General features: G+C 67.3%; 18 protein-coding genes. 1 reads left to right on the top strand and 17 read right to left on the bottom strand.

The genetic code is table 11. The annotated features are described in order from the left end of the window. Positions 1 to 138 precede the first annotated feature (138 nt). Positions 139 to 462: a DUF6355 family natural product biosynthesis protein gene (locus AB0I81_RS29860; RefSeq protein WP_360663146.1), complete on the top strand. Its 324-nt coding sequence runs from the start codon at positions 139 to 141 to the stop codon at positions 460 to 462. A gap of 145 nt (positions 463 to 607) precedes the next feature. On the opposite strand, the gene AB0I81_RS29865 is transcribed toward AB0I81_RS29860, so the two are convergent. The 17 genes from AB0I81_RS29865 to AB0I81_RS29945 all read right to left on the bottom strand — a co-directional run bounded on the left by AB0I81_RS29865 (position 608) and on the right by AB0I81_RS29945 (position 15,334). Further along, positions 608 to 1,384, bottom strand: a complete 777-nt coding sequence (locus AB0I81_RS29865; protein WP_360663148.1) for a hypothetical protein — start codon at positions 1,382 to 1,384, stop codon at positions 608 to 610. A 104-nt stretch (positions 1,385 to 1,488) separates the two neighbouring features. Next, the gene (locus AB0I81_RS29870) at positions 1,489 to 3,687 is read right to left on the bottom strand and encodes a hypothetical protein (protein WP_360663150.1); all 2,199 of its coding nucleotides are present in this window, start codon (positions 3,685 to 3,687) and stop codon (positions 1,489 to 1,491) included. 37 nt (positions 3,688 to 3,724) lie between these two features. Then, positions 3,725 to 5,716, bottom strand: coding sequence for a hypothetical protein (locus AB0I81_RS29875; protein ID WP_360663152.1), 1,992 nt, complete (start codon positions 5,714 to 5,716; stop codon positions 3,725 to 3,727). A 259-nt stretch (positions 5,717 to 5,975) separates the two neighbouring features. Beyond that, positions 5,976 to 6,455 carry a hypothetical protein gene (locus AB0I81_RS29880; protein ID WP_360663154.1) on the bottom strand — a complete coding sequence of 160 codons (480 nt, stop codon included), beginning with the start codon at positions 6,453 to 6,455 and terminating at the stop codon, positions 5,976 to 5,978. Between the two features lie 2 nt (positions 6,456 to 6,457). Further along, a complete protein-coding gene (locus AB0I81_RS29885; protein WP_360663156.1) occupies positions 6,458 to 6,928 on the bottom strand; it encodes a hypothetical protein in 471 nt (156 codons plus the stop codon). Positions 6,929 to 7,000: 72 nt separating this feature from the next. Beyond that, positions 7,001 to 7,456 carry a minor capsid protein gene (locus AB0I81_RS29890; RefSeq protein ID WP_360663158.1) on the bottom strand — a complete coding sequence of 152 codons (456 nt, stop codon included), beginning with the start codon at positions 7,454 to 7,456 and terminating at the stop codon, positions 7,001 to 7,003. Continuing rightward, positions 7,453 to 7,815 carry a hypothetical protein gene (locus tag AB0I81_RS29895; protein WP_360663160.1) on the bottom strand — a complete coding sequence of 121 codons (363 nt, stop codon included), beginning with the start codon at positions 7,813 to 7,815 and terminating at the stop codon, positions 7,453 to 7,455. Before AB0I81_RS29895 ends, AB0I81_RS29890 begins: the two co-directional genes overlap by 4 nt. Continuing rightward, complete coding sequence (locus AB0I81_RS29900) at positions 7,812 to 8,126, bottom strand: hypothetical protein (RefSeq protein WP_360663162.1); 315 nt, start codon at positions 8,124 to 8,126, stop codon at positions 7,812 to 7,814. The genes AB0I81_RS29895 and AB0I81_RS29900 overlap by 4 nt, the downstream gene beginning before the upstream one ends. Further along, positions 8,123 to 8,503, bottom strand: a complete 381-nt coding sequence (locus tag AB0I81_RS29905; RefSeq protein WP_360663164.1) for a hypothetical protein — start codon at positions 8,501 to 8,503, stop codon at positions 8,123 to 8,125. The genes AB0I81_RS29900 and AB0I81_RS29905 overlap by 4 nt, the downstream gene beginning before the upstream one ends. Positions 8,504 to 8,506: 3 nt before the next feature. Next, positions 8,507 to 8,860, bottom strand: a complete 354-nt coding sequence (locus AB0I81_RS29910; RefSeq protein WP_360663166.1) for a hypothetical protein — start codon at positions 8,858 to 8,860, stop codon at positions 8,507 to 8,509. Next, complete coding sequence (locus AB0I81_RS29915) at positions 8,853 to 9,140, bottom strand: hypothetical protein (RefSeq protein WP_360663168.1); 288 nt, start codon at positions 9,138 to 9,140, stop codon at positions 8,853 to 8,855. Before AB0I81_RS29915 ends, AB0I81_RS29910 begins: the two co-directional genes overlap by 8 nt. Before the next feature lie 8 nt (positions 9,141 to 9,148). Next, positions 9,149 to 9,526, bottom strand: coding sequence for a hypothetical protein (locus AB0I81_RS29920; RefSeq protein WP_360663170.1), 378 nt, complete (start codon positions 9,524 to 9,526; stop codon positions 9,149 to 9,151). A 97-nt stretch (positions 9,527 to 9,623) separates the two neighbouring features. After that, positions 9,624 to 10,571, bottom strand: a complete 948-nt coding sequence (locus AB0I81_RS29925) for a P22 phage major capsid protein family protein (RefSeq protein WP_360663172.1) — start codon at positions 10,569 to 10,571, stop codon at positions 9,624 to 9,626. Between the two features lie 8 nt (positions 10,572 to 10,579). Further along, complete coding sequence (locus AB0I81_RS29930; RefSeq protein WP_360663175.1) at positions 10,580 to 11,353, bottom strand: hypothetical protein; 774 nt, start codon at positions 11,351 to 11,353, stop codon at positions 10,580 to 10,582. Between the two features lie 165 nt (positions 11,354 to 11,518). Then, entirely contained in the window at positions 11,519 to 11,854 is a 336-nt protein-coding gene (locus tag AB0I81_RS29935) for a hypothetical protein (protein WP_360663177.1), read from the bottom strand. Between the two features lie 14 nt (positions 11,855 to 11,868). Continuing rightward, entirely contained in the window at positions 11,869 to 13,770 is a 1,902-nt protein-coding gene (locus tag AB0I81_RS29940; RefSeq protein WP_360663180.1) for a phage minor capsid protein, read from the bottom strand. Further along, a complete protein-coding gene (locus AB0I81_RS29945) occupies positions 13,763 to 15,334 on the bottom strand; it encodes a phage portal protein (RefSeq protein WP_360663182.1) in 1,572 nt (523 codons plus the stop codon). The genes AB0I81_RS29940 and AB0I81_RS29945 overlap by 8 nt, the downstream gene beginning before the upstream one ends. Between the last annotated feature and the right edge of the window lie 15 nt (positions 15,335 to 15,349).

Raw genomic sequence — 15,349 nt, forward strand, 5'->3', positions numbered from 1 at the left:
AGACCGATGAGCCGGACACCACGGACAGCGCTTCTCAACGCGAATCCGAACTGGCGTGAAGCCTTGATGAAGCAGCTCTGAAACCGTCATGCGCTTGAGTGTCTGGATCGGAACCTTCACTGCATTTCAGGGGGAATCATGCGCTTCACAACTCCCACCATCACGAAATCGGCGATCGTAGCCTTCGCGGCCGCCACTATCGCGTTCGCTGGGACTCCGGCCTCAGCCGCGACGACCACCAATACGCAAGCAGCTGCCCAGTTGCAGTGCGGCTACTACAAAGACGAAGGTGGTCTCAGCTGGTACGGGCACTGCGATACCCCTCCGCGAACCGACGTCGTCATCCATGTTGATACGATCTTCGCCCCCGATTACGAAAGGTGTGTGAAGCCGGGGGCGACGAGGCTCGGGTACGGGATCCGCGGCGCCTGGTACACAGGCAAACTGTGCGTGGCTGGCTGACACCAGACCTCGCGGCACGGGGACGGAACTGCTGGCTGCATCGGGGCGAATTGATCGCTGCGATACCCGATCCGAAAGATCTGGGCCGTGACCTGGAATGAAGCTCACAATCTCAGCTCTCGCGCAGGCTCCTACGAGCAGAGTCCTACAGGTAGGAGCGGCGCGCCCGGATCCCGAGAGCTGAAGCGCCGGACGTGCCCAACGCCGTGGCGTTGACCAGGACGGCCCGCGAGTGCGGATCACCCACAGCCATGGCCGGGGTGAGATGGAGCCAGCGGAACGCGCTGCCGGGGCCGGTCGCGTTGATGTCGCCGGTCACGTCCGTCGCGCCTGTTCCAAGGGTCATGTCCCAGGTGTCCGTCGTGACGACCGCCGCCCGCAGCTGACCGCAGTCGATGAGCAGGTGCTGGCCGGCCTGCACGGTCTCCGTGTAGGCGACCGTCCCGCCGGTCGCGACGTCGCGTACGGACGGCTGGACGGCGGGGCCGGTGATCCGCACCATGGAGTCGACGATGGGGCCAGTGCTACCCGCGAGCGGAGTGACGATCTGGCCCGCGCCCGGCATGGCGCCGGTCCACGTCGTGTCGGTCTCGTCCCGCCAGTACACCCCAGGCACCTTCACCACGGCGGTCAGCCGGGCCATGGCCGCGCCCGGGAAATACTCCGGCTCGCTGGTGGCCTCCACGGTCACTCCGGCGACGCGGACGATCGCCCCCGTCACCCACTTGAGTGCCATGAGCCGGTGCCGCGTCCCGAGCAGCGCACCGAGCGCTTCGAGGTTGTGCTCCATCTGCTGCGCGCCGCCGTCCGCGCCGGACGGAGTGAACGAGTAGACGGTGAGCACCAGCCCGATCGTCGTCGCCTCATGGTCCAAGCCGAGCACGGGCACATCGCCCGCCCGGCCAGGCACAGACAGGTTCACCGTCCGTACCCCCGGCAACGGCCGCCGCTTCGTGCCCTTCTTCAGCCGCCAACACCCCGATGGGTGATCCAGAGGAACCCCGTCGAGGAAGTACGTCGCGCCCATCACACCACCCCCATAGCGCCAGCCATTTGCAGGCCACGGTTGATCGTCTGCGAGCCCGGCTCAGCGACCGGGTTGATCGTGGTCAGGTTGACCACCACTCCCCCGCTCCGGCCCGGCCCGCCGACCGCAGCCGCGCCCGAGCTGACCGACGCGGACAGGTCCGGATTGAACGCTGTGGTGAGCTGTCCGGCGATGCTGCGCGCCGTCCGCATCACCTCGCCAGCGGACTGCTGCATGCCCTGCGCCATGCCGAGCATCGTGAATCCGCCGATCTGCGCAAACACCCGGCTCGGCGAGGAGATGCCGAGGGCCTGCCGCACCCAGTCCGGCATGATGCTGGAGAAGAAGCCGTAGATGGCGTTCTTCAGCCAGTCGTACATGGACACGATGCCGGACCACACGCCGGTCATGACGGCCTGGCCGACGCCGGACATCACGGAGCCGATGTCGCCGACCGCCCGCACGAGCTGGCCCGGGAGGTCGGCGAAGAACGCGACCAGCGTGACGCCGATCCACCGGCCGATCCCGGTCACCAGGTCCGGGATGATGCTGTGGCCGATCAGGACGTCGTACAGCCAGCCGAACAGTGTGGCCACGGTTTGCACCATCGTGGCCACGACGGTTGCGACGCCCTGGACCGCAGGCCCGAGCAGCGTCTGCAGGCCCTGCGCGAGCAGCGACACCAAGGCAACGACATGCGGCAGGACCGCGCCCGCCAGTTGCAGCAGAGGCGGCATGAGCGGCAACACCGCCTGGAAGATCTGGATGAAGCCGCCCGCGAGCTGCATCAGCACCGGAGCGAGCGCTTCGGCAAGCTGTACCGCTTGCGGGAGGATCGAAGCGGCGAACTGCACCATCAGCGGCAGAATCGGCGCCACGGCGGGCAGAAGAGTGGAGAACGTCTGGACGAGTTGGAGCAGCGTGGGCGTCAGGTTGAGGAGCGCCTGCATGAGCTGCGCGCCGAACAGGAGGACGGCCTGCGACAGCAGAGGCAGAATCGGCGTGATCGCCTGGACGACTGCGCCGAGGGCCTGCACCAGTACGCTACCGAGGACCGTCGCGACCTGCCCGACCAGCGGCAGAAGGGGAGCCAGCGCGGGCAGCAGCGCCGAAGCGAGCTGAACCACCAGGTCCGCCAGCGGGCCGACCAGCGGCACCACCGCGAGCAGGAACGCGCCGAACGCGGACGCGACCTGACCGACGACCGGCTGCAGCCGGATCAGGACCGGGGCCAGCGCGCCGGAGATTACCGATACCGCTAGCACTATTGCTGGCATAACTGCCGTAGCGAACACCGCCGCTAGTTGCAGCAGCGGAGACAGCAGCGGCAGCAGGGCGGCGACCAACTGGGCGACGCTGCCCAGCAGCAGCGATATGGCGGGCGTGGTCTGCACGATCGCGGACAGCAGCGATCCGGCCAGGGCCTGCACGATCATCTGCAGGGCGCTCAGAACCGGGCCGAGTAGCTGCGCCGCAACTTGGACCAACCCGGCGATGAACGGCCCGAGGATCTGCAGGAGCGCGCCGACGCCGAGTACGAACTGGGTGAGCAGGCCGCTGTTGGCCGCGAACGCGGCCGTGATCGGTGCGAGGAACGCGGCGACCTGGGCGGCGAAGGCGCCCATGGCCCCGGCCAGGCTCGACAGCATCGGCACGATGGCCGCGATGATCTCCCGTACCGCTGGGAGGATCGGCACCAGCACCTGCACCAGCGCCGTGGTGAACTGCCCGATCAGCGGCGAGATCTGCTGAAACATGGCCGCGAGCTGCGGAGCGATCATCGTAGTGAAGATCGTCTGCAGGTTCCCGGCGAGCTGCCTCAGCGGCTCCTCGAACGTGGCCGCCGCCGCCCTGAGTTGCGCCCCTACGGCGGACGCCATCGAGACGAATGCCCCCTTGACGTTCTCGGAGGTCGCCGCCGCAGCGATGCCGAGCGCCGCGATCCCGCCGACCAGGCCAACGAGGGCTCCGGCCGCGCCCACCGCGACGGCGGACGCGGCCACGCCGAGGCCGGCCAGCGCCGTGCTGGCCACCGTGGCAGTGAGGGAGATCGCGGCGCCGGTCTTCGCGATCTGCGCTGCCCCATCGTCGAACCGGCCCGCCATGGTGCGAAGCGCGACCACGGCCCGGCCCAGGCCGGGGGTGAGGTTGTCCCTGAGGCTGATCGTGGCGAACAGGTCGCCGACGTTGAGCGCCACGCCTCACCTCCCCGGGAGTTGTTGGCGGGTGGTGAGGTCAGGAGATGAGGCCGACCGCCGCGGCGTACTGCAAGCCCCGGTTCATCGACTTGCTGGTGGGTTCGGCCTGCGGGTAGTGGTTGTTGATCGTCATGTGGATCTGGCGGCCGTCACCTCCGCCGGGGCTGGAGTTCGCAGGCACGGCCGCGGGCGGCAGTGGCGGCGGGCTGATCGCGGAGGCGTACGTCAGCGGCCCGGGGGCCGCGCGTTGCAGCGTGGTGGACAGCCTGGCCGCCATATTCTGCAAGCCTTTCTGCTTGCGAGCCATGCCGTTGATGAGGCCCTGGACGTTCTGCTGGCCGATCTCCGCGAATACCTTCGACGGGCTGGAGATGCCAAAGATGCCCTTCACCAGGCTGACCGCGCCCTGGGCGAGGTTCTTGATGGTGTTGATGAAGGTGTCCCATGCCTTGACGAAGCCGTCCCGGATTCCGGTGACGAGATCGCTGCCTAGGGTCCACAGCTTCTTGAAGGCCGATGTAATTGTGGTGCCGAAGGTGATGACGCCTTGCTTGATGGTGTTGAACGCGCCTTGAAAATCTCCGGTCAGCAACTTGGCCAAGGCGGTCACAACGCTGATCACCAGCGGCAGGATCGCCGTGCTGAGCTGGATCAAGGGTGGAAGGAACGGCGTCACCGCGCCGACCACGGACGCGAAGATCCCCGCCAGCCCTGTCAAGATCGGCGACAGGGCGTTGATCAGTTGCACCAGCGGCGGCAGCAGGGCCTGCGCCAGTTGAGCGATCACCGGCAGCAGCGGCGTGACGGCGGGCAAGATCGCTGAAAAGGCCGAGAGCAGCGCGCCAGCCAGGGCCGCCGCGACCTGCCCGACCAGCGGGATGACAGGCGTGATCGCCGGGATGAGCTGTGAGGCGAGCGTGCCGACCAGTTGTGCGATGGGCGGCAGCAGGGGCAGAACGGCGGTGATCAGCTGCCCGAAGGCGGTCGCGATCTGCCCGACCACCGGGGTCAGTTGGACAAGGACCGGCTGCAGAGCAGCGACGATGGTCTGCGCCACCTGCGTCAGCACCGGCATCAGTGCGCTAGCTAAAGTGCTAGCAAGTTGAAGAATGGGAGGGAGCAGAGGAATGAGCGCGGCCACGATCCCGGCCAGGCCCGCGACGAGTTGACCAATCAGCGGCGCCATCTGGATCAGAACCGGCCCGAGCTGCGCGGACAAGGTGGTCGCGATGAGCTGGAGCCCGGACATCAGCGGCCCCGCCACGGCCCCGGCAAGCTGCACAAAGGCGGCCAGCAGCGGCCCGAGCGCCACGAGCAGGCCACCGATCCCCGTGACCAGGGTCGCCAGCAAGCCGCTGTTCTGCGACAGGGCGGCCGACACTGGAGCGAGGAAGCCGGCGAGCTGTCCCCCGAACTGGCCGAGGCTCCCCGCGAGCTGCGACAGCATCGGCGCGACCGCGCCCACAACCGCCTGGATGGCGGGCAGCAGAGGCGTGAGCATCTGCCCGAGCCCGGACGTGAACTGGGTGATCAGTGGCGCGATCTGCGTGAACATCGCCTGCAGCGCCGGAGCGATCTGCGAGCCGAACATGCTCTTGAGCTGGCCAGCAGCCGAGATCAGCGGCCCTTGGAAGACGCTCGCGGCGTCCGCAAGCTGCCCTTTCACGGACGCGCCCAGGTCGGCGAAGGCTGCCTTCACGGCCGGTGCGGCGGCGGCTGCCTTGATACCGATCGCGGCGATGCCGAGTGTCACGCCAGCGAACGCCGCTGCCAGGCCGCCGCCCACCGCGACGCCGGCCGCACCCACTCCGGCCAGTAGCGCGCTGCTTTTTGCACCGGCTGAGACGAGGGCCTGCCCGCCCTTCGCGGCGGTGCTCGCCATGCGGACGGCAGCCATGCCCGCAGCGACGAAGGCAGCCTGGATGCCGGTGGCGTGGATCTTGATGCCTGCGGTGGCCTTGCCGAGCGGCCCCGACATCCTGTCGCGCAGGCTCAGGGTCGCGTACAGGTCGCCGATCGACAGAGCCACGGTTCACCTCCCCGGGTAGTTCCCTCACGCGATCTGTATTGCTTGCGTCAGTTCTGTTAGTCGAGAGCGCGGCCACGCGCACGGCTGGCCGTCTTGTCGGGGGGTGGGGCGAGTTGGCGGGCAAGCCGGGTTTCGGCCGTCAGCAGGCCGAGAATCCGGTTTCGGAGCCACCGCCAGGAGCGGCCTTGTAGTAGGCCGGGCTCATCGAGGTCGATCCCGAACTCGCTGTGCAGGTCGGCCTCGATGAGGTCCCAGTGGGTCAGGAGGCTTTCCCACGTGAGCGCCGGGCCTGCCGGGGCGGGTTCGTACCACTCGTAGAGCCCCGTGACCGGGTCGTACTCGCCGCCGCCTCGGAGACGGCCCGGTTCGGGGCGAGGAGTTCCGGGTTGCCACCGGACCCCCAGAACTTCATCGCGGCATCAAGGTCAACGGCGATCCAGAGGAACGCGGTGACGCCGCAGTGCTTGATCTTTGGCCAGGTGATCTTGTCGGCGCGCAGCGTGTCATAGACCGGACCGAGGCACCGCTGGTAGAGGTCCGTCTCCTGGTCGTCGTCCAAGTCCGCCAGGTCTGTCAGGTCCGTTTCCTGGCCGTTCGCGGCGGCGACACCGGCCTGCATGAGCCTCTGGCACAGCAGGCCGGTCTCCGCGTCCGGCGCGGGGACGGTGTACTCCTTGCCGTTGACCGGCAGGGTGAGTGTGTCGTCGAAGAACTCGTCGAGGGCCCTGAGCTTCGCCATAGTTATGCCGCCACCGGGTTCTCGATTTCCTCGGGCTTGCCCTGGCCGAGCAGTTCGATCTCGAAAGGCTCCAAATCGGTCGTTTCGCCACCGGCTCCCTTGTAGTCGACTCCGGCGCGGCCCTCGTAGGCATCGGGCGAGCCGTCACGGCGGTACCAGCGCACGTGCACGTCGGCGCCGGGGCCGATGATGTGGCCGGCCTTCCTGAGGAATTCCTGGCCAGGGTCCGGGATGAAGGTCGTCGCCTCGTTGTCGCGCTTGCGGTTGCCGTTGAGAGTCAGGGTCCAGCCGCGCTGGGTGATCACCTGGGAGGCCCAGCCGTCACCATCGAAGTCACTGTCGTCCTCCGTCTCGGTGTTGATCTCCTCGGCGAACTCGGTCAGGCCCTTGACGGGCGTCCACGTCGGCGAGGCGGTGGGACCGGTGTTGATCTCGACCCGCCAGTCCTTGGCGAGCAGGCTGCGCAGCGTCATCTCATCTCCTTGTGAGCGCATGCCGAAGTCGCTAGCGATAGTGCTAGCGACAGTGGAAAAGAAGGGAGTAGGTCAGTCCCGGTAGGTGGAGGGCCGGACGCACAGCAGTTCGTAGCTGTCGGCCCGCTCCACGCGGCCTGAGCCGTCCCGTGTGTGGGGGGCGATGATGCGCCGCTGAGCCAGCAGCACGAACACGCCGCTCAACAGCCGCCGATTGGACAGGCCGTGTACCGCGTTGAATACGGCGTCGGCCAGGTCATCGGCCACACGCGGGTCTGGACCGCCCCGCATCCGGAACTGCACCAGCACTGAGGAGTCGGTCTGCTCGACGTCGTCGCCAGTCCGGCCGACGCCGTACGTGGCCAGCGAGATGGCCAGGTCCGGCGCGGTGGGCAATCCGCCGAGCGTGATGGCGGTCTGGGCAGCCGTGTAGATGCCCTCGGGGTTCCAGTCGCCAGCGCCCGCGTCCTCCAGGAGCTGGCCGAGCCCTTCCAGGAGTTGCCGAGTCCATCCCGGCGGCGGCGTCACGTGAACAGCTCCTTCAGCTGCTGCGCGAGCATCGCCTGAACTGCTGGAGCTTCCTCTTCCAGCGCTTTTTCCAGGTACTTCGCTTCGCGGCCGGGCGCGTGCTTCCAGTCGAGCTCCTCGTGCTGCGCGATCGCGTACGGCTGGGAGTAGCTGACGTAGGCCCGCATCTCGTCGCGGTCGACCGCCGTGTCACCCGAGGTCTGCAGGTGGCCCTCCTGCAGCGGAACCCTAGTGTTGGACACCTGCAGAACGTGCAGTGCCGCGTCCTTGAGCACCCGGGCCGCGGCCGTCTTCGTCTCTTCGTTGAAGGCGGCGGGGTTGATGTGGAGGTCGAGGTCGACGTCGATTCCGTCCTTCACTTCAGCGCCACCTCCACGTGATCAGGTGTGGGCAGGCCGCCGCCGTTGCGCACGAGGCTCGTGATGGCGGTGCTCGCCCGGCCGTTGACCGTGACGCGACTGCCGGGCGGGCACGTGACGCCAAGTCTGAAGTAGACCGTCGTGTCGCTCACGATCTCCATGCCATTGGCGTCGCGAACGAGCTGCCGCTTGTCGTCGGCCAGGCAGGGATGGGTTTCCGGCGGCCCGTAGACCGGCCCGTAAGCGCCTTCGCCGACCAGCGGCTCCACGACCGCCGTGTGACGGAACATGAAGTTGGGGATGGCGGTCACCAGGTCATCACCGCGATCAGGAACCCGGCCCCGAGCAGGATCGATACGGCGTCCTGCGCGTACCGGGGTGCCTCGCCAGTCTTGGTGTCCACCCTGGCCAAGCGCACGGACCCCATGCTCACGTCCTTGAACGCGGACGCGGTGCCGAACTCGTCGCCGACCGCGAGCGTCCACGCGGCCTGCGCGCACGTCGCGCGGGTGATGGCGTCCGCCAGTTTCGGGTCCACGGCGACGCCCTCGACGGTCGTCTCGTAGATGGCGTTCGACAACAGCTCGTCGACCCGCTCCGACGCGCGCGCGAGCCGCCGGGCGATGTCGTCCGGACCGGGCGTGCCGGTGTAGTCGGTGTAGTCCTGCGCCGTGGCGTACGTCGGCATCGGCTACCCCGCCACAGGCAGTTCGAGGACCTGCACCGTCAGGCCAGCCGGGTCTGAGTAGTCGAGGTAGACCTTGCCGTCGCTCTGGTTGTAGATCGCGGGCAGTGCCGGGATCAGCACGTCCCCGTCGTTGGCCGGGATCGTGTACGGCACGTCCGGGAGCGGCTGCCCCTCGACCTCGCCGGGAATCTGAACCGTGACTGTCCGGGCGGCGGTGTTGGCGTTCTTCACGCGGATCATGCGGCGGCTGTTGTTGATGAACGCGTGCCCGTCCGCAATCGCGGGTGTGGGCAGTGCCGCCGCCAGGTCGTGTCCGGCGCGGATGATCTTCGTGACTGGGAGGTCGGTTCTAGGCATCGTCATCCTCCTCTCGGCCGAATTCCTTCACCAGCGACGCCTTGCTGAGGGCGCGAGCGTCCTTCGCGGGCATGCCTCGGGAGATCGCGTACGCCTCCCAGGTGGCCTTGTTGTCGGTGTCGAGCGGGCGCGACGGCCGGGCCGTGGGCGTGGCCACCAGTTCGGCCGGCTGCTTGTCCGGCTCGGCGATCAGCAGCCAGTTCGGCAGGGCGTCCATCCGGAGCGACCGCTGCTCGACCTCGTAGATGGAGCCGTTGTTGCTGTTGCGGTACACGTACACGCGCGCCCCTATGGATTCACTCGGAAGTTGACCTGGACGATGACCTCAGCCGGACTACCGGCTGAGGCTGCGGTGACCACCGACAGGGTGTCGCCCGCGGCGAACGTGGCGTTCTGCAGGTGCGTCCAGCCCGTCCACGCGTCGGTGGTGGTGGCCAGGTTCTCCGCGAGCAGGTCACCGCCATTGCGCTGTGCGTTCACGGTGCCGCCAGTCCCGTCAGCGCGGTAGGCGCGTACGGCGATGGCCGTGCAGGCGACCGGGAGTCGGGTCACCATGTAGGTGCCGGCCGCGCCCTTGGGGACGCGGTACTTCTCGGTGAAGGTGCGGACGGCGGACAGGTCGACGTCGCCTGCCTTGCCGTCCACGGTGTTGACCTTGTGGCCCATCGCAGCTGCCCCCTCCTGAGGCTGGGAGATGGAAGGTCCGCCCGAGGCACGGGCGGACTGGAAGGGATTTACGCGAGCAGAAGCGCTTGCGTGATACTCACGCGACGTCGGCACCCTTGATGAGGACGGCCCGGAACTCATCCAGGGTCTTCGTGCCGTACAACGTGTCGATCGAGACCACATCTTGCTTTTTGTCGATGTCGTAATCCATTACGACTCTGAGGCCGAAACCCTTATAGGACGCGACCGCAGCGTTTGCCGCACCCTGAGGCAGCACAAGTGGGCGCGTCACCAGGGCAAACGCGGTCCTATGAAATGCGACGCCAACCTCGGTCGTACTATTTCCGGTCGTCTGCGCAGGGACCTTAATGTTCTGCGTCTGATACGGGTCGAAACCGAAAACGCGACGACCCAGTGAAGCCTCACGCAAGCCGTCCGTGTCGCCCCTCGCGTCGGCCCTGTGAAACAGCTCGTCACCCAGCCACTTGGCCTCGATCTCCGGGCCGATCACCAGGTTCCGGTCCGCAGCCGGGACGTTCCTCTGGTTCAACACCCTGCGCGCGTCGATCGCGGACCGGGGGTTGCTGTAGTCGAACATGTTCTTGCCGGTCGGGTTCGCAGGGAACTGCACGCCACCCTCAGCGGTGACGCCGACCTCCTGCTTGATGTCGTCCCTCAGCGCCAGGATGTCCCTGTCGATCTTCTGCGCGATGGCCTCCATCGCAGGCTGGAGCAGTTGGACGCCGAAGTCCTCGATCCGCAAGGTCAGCTCTTCGGTCGTGACCGCAAAGCTCACGTCCGCGAAATGGTTCAGGCGGACCGGGATAGAGGTCTCCTGCGCGTTCTGGATCTGGATACCGTTCTCGCGCACATACTCGTTCGCGGTGAACGTCGCCGGCTTCCTGACGTTGACCGTATCGCCGATACGCGCCGCGAACTCCTCCTCGTAGTCGCGGTGAACGAGCTGGGCCATGACCGTCGTTTCATAGAGGGTGGCCAGCGCCGCACGGGCAATCACGGTCGGGGTGAGAAAAGTGTTAGGCATGTGGGGCCCTACTCCTTGTTGGGGTTGGACTTCTGGCGGCGCCGCTGCGCGCGGAAGTCGTCGGTGGTCATCTGGTCCGGGTCGGAGCTACGGCCACCGGGCCCACCGGTGAACTCCCCTCCGCTCCTCGCAGGAGGCCCGCTCAGCGAGGCCGCCTTGAACTTCGGGTTGTCCTCGATCGCCTGCTGAATCCGCTCACCCAGAGCGGTGCCGAAGTCGTCGGCCGCAGGGTCGAGGTCCTTGATGCTGCGCAGGAATGAACGCGAGTCCAGCAGCGCGTCGCCGTCCGCGCCCGCCTTCAGTGCGGTGCGGTGCACGCCCAGCTCGACCAGCGCCCGGCGGTGCAGCTCCCGCTCGGAATCGCGTTCCTTCGCCGTGCTGTCCCGCTCGGAGGTGAGGCGGTTGATCACGTCGTTCGGATCGACGGGCTTCTCCTCCTCGGCAATGATGCCGAGGGCCTTGCCGATCTGCTGGGCCAGTTCGGTCTTCGCCTGCGCCGCAACTTCCTCAGGAGACGGCCCGGCCTTCTGCTCGGCCTGCTTGTCCTTGTCCTGAAGCTGCGTGCGGTACTTGACTGCCTCGTTGCGAGCCCGCCGCAGTTCGGCCTGCGCCCACGCGGGAAGGTCGTCGATCTTCCGCGCGTCCGCCTTGCCCTTGTCCTCGGTGGGCGGGGTCTGCCCCGGGACGGTGTCGTTCACCGCTTCCGGCGCGGTGCTGTCCTGGCCGGCCTGGGTAGCAGCCTGGTCGGCGGTGGAGGCCACCTCGATCTGCTCGTCTGCCATAAGCTGACTCCTTGCGAATCGGTAATGTGCCGCCCGGCCTGCGGGCTGTCGCACAGGACCGCCCGGCCTGCGGGCGGACATAAGAAAGGCGCACCTGGTGGGGTGCGCCTGGACATGAAAAAGGCCCGCGCCGGGCGGGCCTCTCATGTGGTGGTGAAGTTCGAGTTAGTCGACGACCAGCTCAAACTGTGGGGCGTACAGGGCGGGGTCGAGAACGTCGCTGGCGGGCCTGCCCGCGTCGTAGGCGTTCTTCAGGATGCTCCACACCTGCGCGGCTGCTGCGATGGCGGGCCTGCCCCCGTCTGAGTTCTTGACGAACCCGGCCGCTGCCTGGTCGTCGGTCCACAAATGGCCGAGGACCATGCCGTCCGGGTCCTTCAGTCGGGCGCGGCGTACGGCGGCCTGGTCGGCGGGCCTACTGCCGTACGTACCGGCCGCCTGGCCGATGACCGTGATGCTGTCCGAGAAGCGCGGATGTACGGGGTCGTGCTGTTCTGCCATTCCGTCATCCTCTCTTAGTAGCTGTAGCCCGTGTCGACGTCGCCGAGCGGGTCGGGGCGCCAATCGGCAGGTGGCCCAGTGACGAACCAATCGTCAGGAACCACTTCGATTTCAACAAACCATTTGCCATTTACTCTATATACGGAATGGACGACATATGTCGTGTCGCGACGCAAAAGCATTTCACGTTCGCCGGGATACTGCGTAAGACCGTCCACGTTCAATGCGTTGTGACCTGCGGGAACGCGGACAGCCAAGGCGATAGGGTTGCTGCTGAAAGCGGCTTGTCTGCCGACGCTGGTACTCATGTACGACTTGTCCCGTAGGACACGGCCGACCATGCCTTCCATTTCCTCCGGCGAGGTGATGTCGACACCGTTGGCCTTCGTGAACCTGTCGTCGACGCCGCGGTGCACGATGACCGGCTCCGGTACTGACTGCCGCGCCATCGCCTTGTCGAGGTCGTTGATCAGCTTTCGGGTGCTGGAACTGCCGGAACCGGCGGGTCCGCGCAGAGCCGCGTTCATCGGCTGGTGCGTGTCTCCCGTGTACTCCCAGATCGCGCGCCTCTCGTCCGGCGCCCATTCGCTCCTGGGGATCGCGGGCATCTTGTCCCTGATCCACTGCTCGCCCTCGTCGTTGGTCCGGTGACGGACAGCGTCCCGCATTGACGACGTGCGTCCGCCCGTGGTGGGCCTGGTCGTCGTCGGCGATGGTGCTTGCATGGACGCCGCCGGACTGGGTGCCGGATTGGGGGTCGGGCTGGGCGGTGCTGGCGTGGGCTTCGGCTTCAGCGCCGGATGGAGCATCGGAGGCGTCATCTCATCGGGACGGACCCGCTCACGAGATCTCTGCCGCAGCAGCCCTGTCTCGCCCAGGTGCTCCGTCATCTGCTCCTGGTACGCCTTGACGTGCCGATTCGCGGTCTTCTTCTCTGGGCTGCCCGCCGGGGCCGCCGCCGCGCGCCGCTTCCACCCTCGGATCTGCCGTTCGAGGTACCGCTGTTGCTGCGTGTCCTTGTACGTGCCCTCCGCTTCCGGCTTCGGCGGCGGCTTCGTCAGGCCCGGTAAGACGACGCCGAACGTGTGCTTGCAGTTCGGGTGCTGCAGGCCCGCCGCTCGGGCCTGCGCCACGGTGCCCGCGACGTGCACCGTTATGGCCTCGCCCGTCAGGACGTTCTTCTCTTGCCGGTCGCCGGCCTGCCCCGACTGGGTGAGCACCTTGCCTTCCCACGGATCACACAGCGGGCACGTGTATGGCGCCCGCGACACCATGACCAGGTCACGGCCGTTCTCCCGCAGGGTCGCCAGATGCCCTTCGTTCGCCGCCCGCGCCATCGCCGTACGGGTCGCCATCTCCGCATATGAGGAGATCGACCACGTGCGACCCTTGCCGTCGAAGAACGTGATGCCCTTCGCGGCGAACTTCTGCAGCGCCCGGGTCGTCGCCTGCTCCCGCGTGATCGCGCCGGTCAACGCCAGCGGCGTCGTCTCCGCGATCACCTGCCGGTAGATGTCGGTGACCTGCCTCAACGCCCCCGTTGTGAGGGCAGGCAGCAGACCCAACGCCTCCTTCAGGAGCTGCGCCAAGCCCTTGCCGGGGCTGATGCCCTGATCGTCGCCCAGACGCTCCAGCTCCTGGCTCGCCCGCACGAAGCCGTCCTGCCACGCCTTCGTCACACCGTCCTCGACGGCCTGCGCTGCCAGCGCCTCCAGGTCCTTGAGGATCTTCTCGACCTGGAGGCCAAGTGCTTGCACCTCAGCGAGCCGGGCGCTCGCCTGCTGGGGCGCGTTCCCGCCCTTGGCCAGCGCCTTGGCAATGACCTCGAACAGGTGCTCCTCAGCCTCGGCGTACCTGTACGAGATCGCGGCGGCGAGCGCGACACGCGCCTCTACCGCCTCCTCCAGGTCAGCCATCGAGGTCGTCGTCCAGGCCAGGGAGAATCTGCTCATCGAACGTGTCGGCGTCCCGAACGTTCAGGCCCAGCTCATCCCGCAGCCGCTTCATCTCGGCCGTCACCTGCTCGTCGTCCCAGTCCGGGTGCACCATGCGGATCCGGGTGTCGATGGACGCGGACTGCGCCCTGTTCAGCAGGTCCACGGTGCGGGCCACTGACTCGGTCTCCAGGAACACGCCGTCCGGCCATTCGACCTGCGGGCGTTCCGCCGTGACCTTGCTCTTGTAGATGTAGTGGTCGACGTGCAGCAGGCATTCGCCCAACCACGCCAGCGCAGGCGTCCAGTAGCCGACCTTCCGACCCCTGGTGGTGAGGGATTGCCGCTCACGGGAGTGGATCTCCGTCGCGGTCGCCTCTACACCTTCGCCGGCCTCACCGAACGACTGCACCGAGTACCCAGCGCCGCGCAGGATCTGAGCCACCAAGCCCTTGGCGGTTTGCTGGTGCTCCTCCACACGGATCTTGAACTGGGATTCAGTGATCATGTTGCCGCCGCCGTTCGCCGGCGGCAGCATGCCGAGCCCGCTGTAGATCTCCCGGTCGGGGTCCCAGTACGAGCCCTTGCCACGGCCCGTGTTTTGCAAGTAGACCTCGGGGACGATGATGCGCGCCTTGCCGAGCCGCAGGTCCCGCATCCAGCTCGTCCACGTCTCGTCGAGCGCGTCCATGAGCGGCTCGACACCCGCGTAGTCGGAGCGGCCCAGCGCCGTGCCTCTCAGCGTCCTATGCGGCCGCATGTTGGGCACGTAGTGAACAAGCAAGCCTTTTTGATAGCCACTATCGAACCCGCCATCAGCGTCCACGATGGCCGCGAACCCGGCGGTGGCTGGGTGATCTTCCAGCGGCACCATGTGGCCCAGCCGCGAATCGTCCCCCTGGTAGAGGCCATGAAACACACGGCCTTTCTCGTGGCGCTCCAGATGCCGCCACACGACCTTCTGATCTTCGCCAACGACCCGCCAGAACGTCACCGCATGCAGTCGGCCCGAGTGGAACTCCGGCACGGCCGAGTCCGCGGGGAGCGAGTCCACCACCGGATGATCAACCATCTCCGTGTCCCAGCCGACGCGCAGGTAGACGCCGCCGTACGCGCTGTCCAGCTCACCAGCCTCCAACAGCCCGGCGTACACGCTGCCTTCGTTCATGATCTGGTCGATACGCTTCTGCGTCTTCTTGCCCGCCGCCCTCAGGGTGGGCGGTTCGCTGAACAGCAGGTCCGCGGACTTGGCCGCGATGTCCGCCGCCAGCGGCACGTGCAGCTTCGTTGACCTGGATTGTCCGGCCGGGATCGGCGAACCCCAGAACCAGCGCGCCACGCGGCCGACCGCGCCGCCAGCCCACTGCAAAGGCCTGTCCCAGCCCTTCAAATCGAGGCCCAGGCCCGGCGTCACCGCACCGTTGCCGTACACCTCGGCGAGCCGGTCGGGATCGCCGGAGTACCAGGCTCCATGCTGGGCGTACAGGCGCATCTCAGCACGCATGTGCGGGGGCGGCCACTCCTGGTCATGAGTGGGGAGCGGCATCACACCACCTCTCGT

The sequence above is a fragment of the Nonomuraea sp. NPDC050404 genome, from assembly GCF_040655495.1.
Classification (GTDB): domain Bacteria; phylum Actinomycetota; class Actinomycetes; order Streptosporangiales; family Streptosporangiaceae; genus Nonomuraea.